Source organism: Aquisalimonas sp. (assembly GCF_007120195.1).
In the GTDB taxonomy this organism is placed as follows: domain Bacteria; phylum Pseudomonadota; class Gammaproteobacteria; order Nitrococcales; family Aquisalimonadaceae; genus Aquisalimonas.
The window spans coordinates 1-6,177 of sequence record NZ_SKOG01000207.1; the positions used below are offsets into that span (position 1 = coordinate 1).

At 65.0% G+C, this 6,177-nt stretch carries 6 protein-coding genes; 5 read left to right on the plus strand and 1 reads right to left on the minus strand.

All coding sequences use genetic code 11. The annotated features are described in order from the left end of the window. Window positions 1–193 precede the first annotated feature (193 nt). Entirely contained in the window at window positions 194–568 is a 375-nt protein-coding gene (locus QZT63_RS14645; protein WP_290652232.1) for a PaaI family thioesterase, read from the minus strand. 152 nt (window positions 569–720) lie between these two features. On the opposite strand from QZT63_RS14645, the gene ftsH reads away from it, so the two are divergent. The 5 genes from ftsH to QZT63_RS14670 all read left to right on the plus strand — a co-directional run. Further along, window positions 721–2,646, plus strand: coding sequence for an ATP-dependent zinc metalloprotease FtsH (gene ftsH, locus QZT63_RS14650; protein WP_290652233.1), 1,926 nt, complete (start codon window positions 721–723; stop codon window positions 2,644–2,646). A gap of 164 nt (window positions 2,647–2,810) precedes the next feature. Beyond that, window positions 2,811–3,188, plus strand: a complete 378-nt coding sequence (locus tag QZT63_RS14655; RefSeq protein ID WP_290652234.1) for a hypothetical protein — start codon at window positions 2,811–2,813, stop codon at window positions 3,186–3,188. Window positions 3,189–3,377: 189 nt separating this feature from the next. Further along, window positions 3,378–4,559: an acetyl-CoA C-acetyltransferase gene (locus tag QZT63_RS14660; RefSeq protein WP_290652235.1), complete on the plus strand. Its 1,182-nt coding sequence runs from the start codon at window positions 3,378–3,380 to the stop codon at window positions 4,557–4,559. A 300-nt stretch (window positions 4,560–4,859) separates the two neighbouring features. Continuing rightward, window positions 4,860–5,867 carry a nitronate monooxygenase family protein gene (locus QZT63_RS14665; RefSeq protein WP_290652236.1) on the plus strand — a complete coding sequence of 336 codons (1,008 nt, stop codon included), beginning with the start codon at window positions 4,860–4,862 and terminating at the stop codon, window positions 5,865–5,867. 121 nt (window positions 5,868–5,988) lie between these two features. Next, window positions 5,989–6,177, plus strand: a 189-nt coding sequence (locus QZT63_RS14670; protein ID WP_290652237.1) for a PIN domain-containing protein, incomplete at its 3' end; no start/stop codon positions are given.

The following is a 6,177-nucleotide window of genomic DNA, read 5'->3' on the forward strand; positions in this document are numbered from 1 at the left end:
GACGGTTCCTGGCAAGGCGCGCCGACGAGGCGTAGCGGGGACTACGGCGAGGAGGCGCAACGCCGCCAGGGGCCGTCAGGGCCGCGACAATCGTAACGGTATTTGCGGGACAGGACACTAGGAGACCACTTTGGTCGGGAAGAGGCCCTGAGCGCCGTCTCCACCTCGAGGCGCCCGCCCGCGGGCGTGGTTCCTACTTCGACGCCACGTGGCTCGTGGTCACATCCGCGATGAGGCGCTCCCCGTGTCCGGTGACTGTGGTTCGAACAATGCTGACGGACCTGCCCCGCTTGACATAGCGCGCGACCGCGGTGAACACGCCGTCCGCCTGATTACCCGCGAGGTTGGCGCTCAGATTGATGGCAAGGGGGAAACCTACCATGCCGGCCGTCGGATCCCTCCCTTCCAGTACGAGATGGGTTGCAGTGACGTCGGCAAACCAGAGCGTCGCTCCCGCATGGACGGTGCCGAAAGGGTTGAGAATGCCCGCCTGAATCGGCATTTCGGCTGTGACCTGTTCCGGCGCACGGGAGGTGATCGCAAACTCGATGTGACCGACATACTGCATCGTCTTTCTCCTGGTTGTCGCATGAGCCGTTCGGGTGGCTCATGACGGGCTCTTGAGAATTCAGCGACCTTCGCGGGCTGAAGCGGGCGCCGGTTGTAATGCGCAGCGATCAACCCCATGTTGCGATGAGTTGTCGCTGCACCGATACGACTATGGCACAAGAGAACCAACGGGGTACGGAGCACCAAGAAAAGCCCGAGCGCAGTCGGCCGGGACTGCCGGGCCAGCAGCAGGCGACGCCGCAGCAGCAATGGCTGATGTTCCTGTGGCTATGCCTGGGTATTCTGCTGCTCGTCTACTACATGGATGCCCTCGAGCAGCCGCAACGCGCGGAGCTCGCTTACACCGAGTTCCGGGAGGCGGTGGAGGCCGGCTATGTGGATGAGGTCACCCTGCGCGGCGAGCACATCGAGGGCAGCCTCACGGAGGCGGGCCGGGAGGCCCTGGATGTCGGCGAAGCCGAAACCTTCGAGACGGTTCGCCCGGACATCGAGGACACCCGCCTGCTGCAGACCCTGGAGGCCAACAATGTCAACATCGCGGCGCGGCCGGCGGATCCGCCGTGGTGGCAGCAGATCCTGGTGGGCGCCCTGCCCTGGATCCTCCTGCTGGCGTTGCTGTTCTGGTTCTGGCACCGAATGCAGCAGCGCGCGATGGCCGGAGGTGGGCCCTTCGGTTTCGGAAAATCCCAGGCGAAGAAATTTCACCGGGAGGACAGCGCCGTGCGTCTGCAGGATGTCGCGGGCTCGGACAACGCCAAGCAGGACGTCACCGAGGTGGTGGAGTTCCTCAAGGATCCGGCGCGTTTTCAGCGCCTCGGCGCCCAGATTCCGCGGGGCATTCTCATGATGGGTCCGCCCGGGACTGGCAAGACGCTGATGGCCAAAGCGGTGGCCGGCGAGGCCGGGGTGCCGTTTTTCAGTATCAGCGGCTCGGAGTTCATCGAGATGTTCGTGGGTGTGGGCGCATCCCGGGTGCGCGACCTCTTCAAGCAGGCCAAGCAGGAGGCCCCGGCCGTCGTCTTCATCGACGAGATCGACTCCATTGGCCGTTCGCGGGGTACCGGCATGGGAGGCGGCCACGACGAGCGCGAGCAGACGCTCAACCAGATTCTCGCCGAGATGGACGGTTTCGAGGCCAACGAGTCCGTGGTGGTGCTGGCCGCGACCAACCGCCCGGACGTGCTCGACGCCGCCTTGATGCGCCCCGGACGCTTCGACCGCAAGATCACGCTGGAGCGCCCGCACCGTGACGCCCGCCGTGACATCCTCCGGGTGCACACGCAGAAGGTGCCCATGGCGGAGGATGTCGACCTGGGTCGGCTGGCGGAGGTCACCATCGGATTCTCCGGCGCGGACTTGGCCAATCTTGTCAACGAGGCCGCCCTGCTCGCCGGGCGACGCGGCCAGAGCGAGGTCGACTGGAACTGCTTTTCCGACGCCCGGGACCGAATGCTGTTGGGGGAAGCGCGCGAGGCCGCACTCTCGGCCCGAGAGCGGCGAATCGTGGCCTATCACGAATCCGGCCACGCCCTGCTCGCCTATCTGCTGCCGAATGCCGACCCTCTCGAAAAGGTCACTGTCATCCCGCGGGGGCAGGCGCTTGGCATTACCGCCCAGGTTCCCAGTGAGGAACGCTACAACTACGGCGAGGCCTACCTGCGGGACCGGATCGGGGTCATGCTCGGCGGTCGAACGGCCGAATCCATTATCTTCGGCGAAGTCAGCAGCGGTGCCGAAAATGACCTCAAGCAAGCAACACAACTCGCGCGGCGCATGGTGGCGCACTGGGGCATGAGTCCGCGCATCGGCCCGGTGGCCTTTCCCCAGAGCGACCAGCATGTATTCCTGGGCAAGGAACTCGCCCAGGGCCGCGAGCACAGCGAGGCCACGGCCGAGGTGATCGACCAGGAGGTCCGGCAACTGATCATGGACATCGCCCGGCACGCCCGGGAGACGCTGGAGCGCAACCAGCACCGCCTGGATGCCCTGGCCACGGCGCTCGAGGAGCGTGAATCCCTGGAGGTGGAGGAGATCCGTGAAGTCCTCGAGCACGCCGAACCACAGCACTCCGCCTAAGAATCCTGGCGAGCTGGGCTCCCTAGTGTCCTGTAACCCAAGCTCGTGGGATTCTGCCTTGCCTCTGGGCGGCTCGGGAACTTCTGGCCTCGGCGCTGCGTCCTTGCGATATCCCCGACGGATCGACCGTGCCGGGGCTGAACGCGTCAACGTGGAGGTGTGCTATGCAACTCCGAAGCCTGATGACAGCCATTGCCTTTGCCAGTGTGCCCACCCTTGCGCTCGCGGCAGACGAGACAAAAGAGCGTGTCATCGACTACGGCTTTGCGCCGAATCCGGTCACAGAGCCGACCGAGTTGGTGGAGCGTGACGCCCTCGAGCCGCGTGGCGATGCACAGGAGCGAGCCATCGAATGGCGCCTCAAGCATCCACAGACACGGGTGGAGGAGCGGTTCATTCTCGAGTGGGAGGAACCGCGGTCCGAGCTTACGGAAAAAGAACGGGTACTGCGGGACAGTGGCGCGATTTCACAGGAGCTGCCCCTGCGCGCCGTGCCGGTTGACTCCGAGCAGCGCGGGGAGCCGGACAGAGCAACCCGCTGATCCCGGATCGCGCGCAACGCCAACGGCCCGGAAACACAACGGCATGCTTCACAACACCGAGGCATGCCGTTTTTGTTCTCCCTATTGCGTTGCCTGCCACAATGAGCACCAACCCGGTTTGAGTTTGTCGGTTCATCGGTGACGACACCAAAGGTTGCCCCCCGTCTCAATTCAGGAAGGATACAGCGCATGAATGAAGCTTACATCGTGGCAGCGACACGCACGGCCGGCGGGCGCAAGGGCGGCCGCCTGTCCGGCTGGCATCCAGCGGACCTCGCCGCCCAGGTGCTCAACGGTTTGCTGGATCGCGCGCAAGCGGAGCCGGCCATGGTCGAGGATGTCATCATGGGTTGTGTCAGCCAGACGGGCGAGCAGGCCATGAACGTCGGGCGCAATGCCGTACTGGCCTCGAACCTGCCGGAATCCGTACCCGGCACCACGGTCGACCGCCAGTGCGGATCGTCGCAGCAAGCGCTGCACTTTGCCGCACAGGCCGTCATGGCCGGTTCCATGGATGTGGTCATCGCCGCGGGGGTGGAGAGCATGACCCGCGTGCCCATGTTCTCGACCGTCGCTCTACCGAAAAAGGCCGGCATGGGCCATTACATGAGCCCGGGTATCCGCGAACGGTATCCGCACGTCGCGGAGTTTACCCAGTTTATGGGCGCGGAAACGATGACAAAAAAGTATGGGCTCCATAAAGCGGAACTCGATGCCTATGCGCTGCGGAGTCACCGGCGCGCCATCGATGCCACTCAAACCGGCCGTTTCGACGAGGAGATCCTCCCGGTGCCGGTGCGCACCTTCGATGGCGATGGCCACGACGAGCTGCACACGGTTGATGAAGGCATTCGCTTCGACGTCTCACTGGAGGGCATCTCCAGCGTGAATGTGCTCCGGGAAGGCGGCTCCATCAGCGCGGCCAACGCGAGCCAAATCTGCGATGGCGCAAGCGGCGTCCTGGTCGTCAGCAAACGGGGGCTGAAACGGCTGGACGTCGAACCTTTGGCCCGAATCCACCACATGACCGTCATCGGCCACAACCCGGTGATCATGCTGGAAGCGCCGCTACCGGCGACGGAAAAAGCGCTGCAAAAGGCCGGCCTTGCAACCGGCGACATTGATCTGTTTGAGGTCAACGAGGCCTTCGCCCCCGTGCCGCTGGCTTGGCTGCAGGCGATCGGCGCCGACCCGGAGCGGCTCAATATCAACGGCGGGGCCATTGCGCTGGGCCACCCGCTGGGCGCCTCCGGCACGAAGCTGATGACCACACTGGTCCACGGGCTGAGACAGCACAACGGGCGCTACGGTCTGCAGACCATGTGCGAAGGCGGCGGGCTCGCCAACGTCACCATTATCGAGCGACTCTGAGCGGGCGACTGCGCCAGCCTGGGGCGCGATTACCTGGGCACGCGGCGTTCGTCGCGCTATTGGGCCTCCGCTGTACCCAGCTGCCGGGCGGGGCGTTTGCTGCGATCGTCGGCCGGATGGGGCTGGCCAGCCCGCGATCGGAATCACGCCCTGGCGCAGTACCACAAGCTGCGGCATTGATGCCGGGCCCGCCACACGGCGCCGCCGCGTCGCCACTGTGGTCAGCAACGACATATTTGCTTAGTCTCGACACTGCTACTTTCGCGCCGCTGCGCAGCCCCCCCAACCATAGGCCTTTACATGACAGTGCCACGCATTCTCGAAGACAGCCTCTCGCTGCCGATCATCGGCTCGCCGATGTTCATCGTTTCCCATCCCGAGTTGGTCATTGCCCAGTGCAAGGCGGGCATCGTCGGTTCCTTCCCGGCGCTCAATGCGCGCCCGGCGGCACAGCTCGAGGTCTGGCTGCAGCGCATCAGCACCGAGCTCGCGGACTACAAGGCGGCGTATCCCGAGCGGCGGGTGGCGCCGTATGCGGTGAACCAGATCGTCCACAAGAGCAATGACCGCCTGCAGCACGATCTGGAGCTGTGCGTGAAATACGAGGCCCCCATTGTCATTACCAGCCTGCGCGCCCCCACGGAAGCCATTCCGGCGGTGCACTCCTACGGCGGTCTGGTGTTTCACGACGTCATCAGCGTGCGTCACGCGGAAAAGGCCATTGAGGCCGGTGTGGACGGGCTGATTCTGGTGTGCGCCGGCGCCGGCGGCCATGCGGGCACGCTCAGCCCCTTTGCCCTGGTCTCGGAGATCCGCGGCTTCTTCGACGGGCCGATCATCCTCTCGGGGGCAATCACCCGCGGCGAACATGTGCTGGCGGCGCAAAGCATGGGCGCGGACCTGGCCTACATCGGGACACGCTTCATTGCCACGGCGGAGGCGAACGCCGACCCGGAGTACAAGGCGATGATCCTGGGCTCCAGCGCGCGGGATATCGTCTACACAAGCCTGTTCAGCGGTGTGCATGGCAACTACCTTGGAGGCAGCATCGCCAACGCGGGTCTGGATCCGAAGAATCTCCCGGAGGGAGACAAAAGCAAGATGGCCTTCGGCTCCGGGGGCAGCAGCAAGTCCAAGGCCTGGAAAGACATCTGGGGCGCTGGCCAGGGCGTGGGCAATATCCATGAGGTCCTCCCGGTCGCCGAGGTGGTGCGTAACCTGGCGCATGAATACCGGGCCGCGCAGGACCGCTTGGCCGATAGCCGCTGGGCGGGGCGGCAGGCGGCGGGGGAACCGGCGAGCTCGTGAGCATGCCGGGCCAGCACCGCTTGGGTACTAAGGCGACTGCACACAAGACGCCGCGGACATTGACGCCGATGGTGTGCCGCTCCCATGATGCAGGGACAAGCTCTCAGACGCAGGGCCTTCCATGCGCCGGTTCGTCCTGGATACGAGTGTTTTCACCAACCCCCATGTTTCCGCCCAGTTCGGAGACAGCGCCACGGAGGTGCTGCAGACCTTTCTGCGATTGGCACGGCAGTGCCCAGCGGAGTTCTACATGCCGCTCTCCGTGTACGAGGAACTCCGCACCATGCGGGAACTCGATGCGGCGCTCGCC

Coding starts and splice junctions, on each gene's coding strand:
- QZT63_RS14665 (WP_290652236.1), top strand. CDS start 4,860: ATGACAGTGCCACGCATTCTCGAAGACAGCCTCTCGCTGCCGATCATC.
- QZT63_RS14660 (WP_290652235.1), top strand. CDS start 3,378: ATGAATGAAGCTTACATCGTGGCAGCGACACGCACGGCCGGCGGGCGC.
- QZT63_RS14655 (WP_290652234.1), top strand. CDS start 2,811: ATGCAACTCCGAAGCCTGATGACAGCCATTGCCTTTGCCAGTGTGCCC.
- QZT63_RS14645 (WP_290652232.1), bottom strand. CDS start 568: ATGCAGTATGTCGGTCACATCGAGTTTGCGATCACCTCCCGTGCGCCG.
- ftsH (WP_290652233.1), top strand. CDS start 721: ATGGCACAAGAGAACCAACGGGGTACGGAGCACCAAGAAAAGCCCGAG.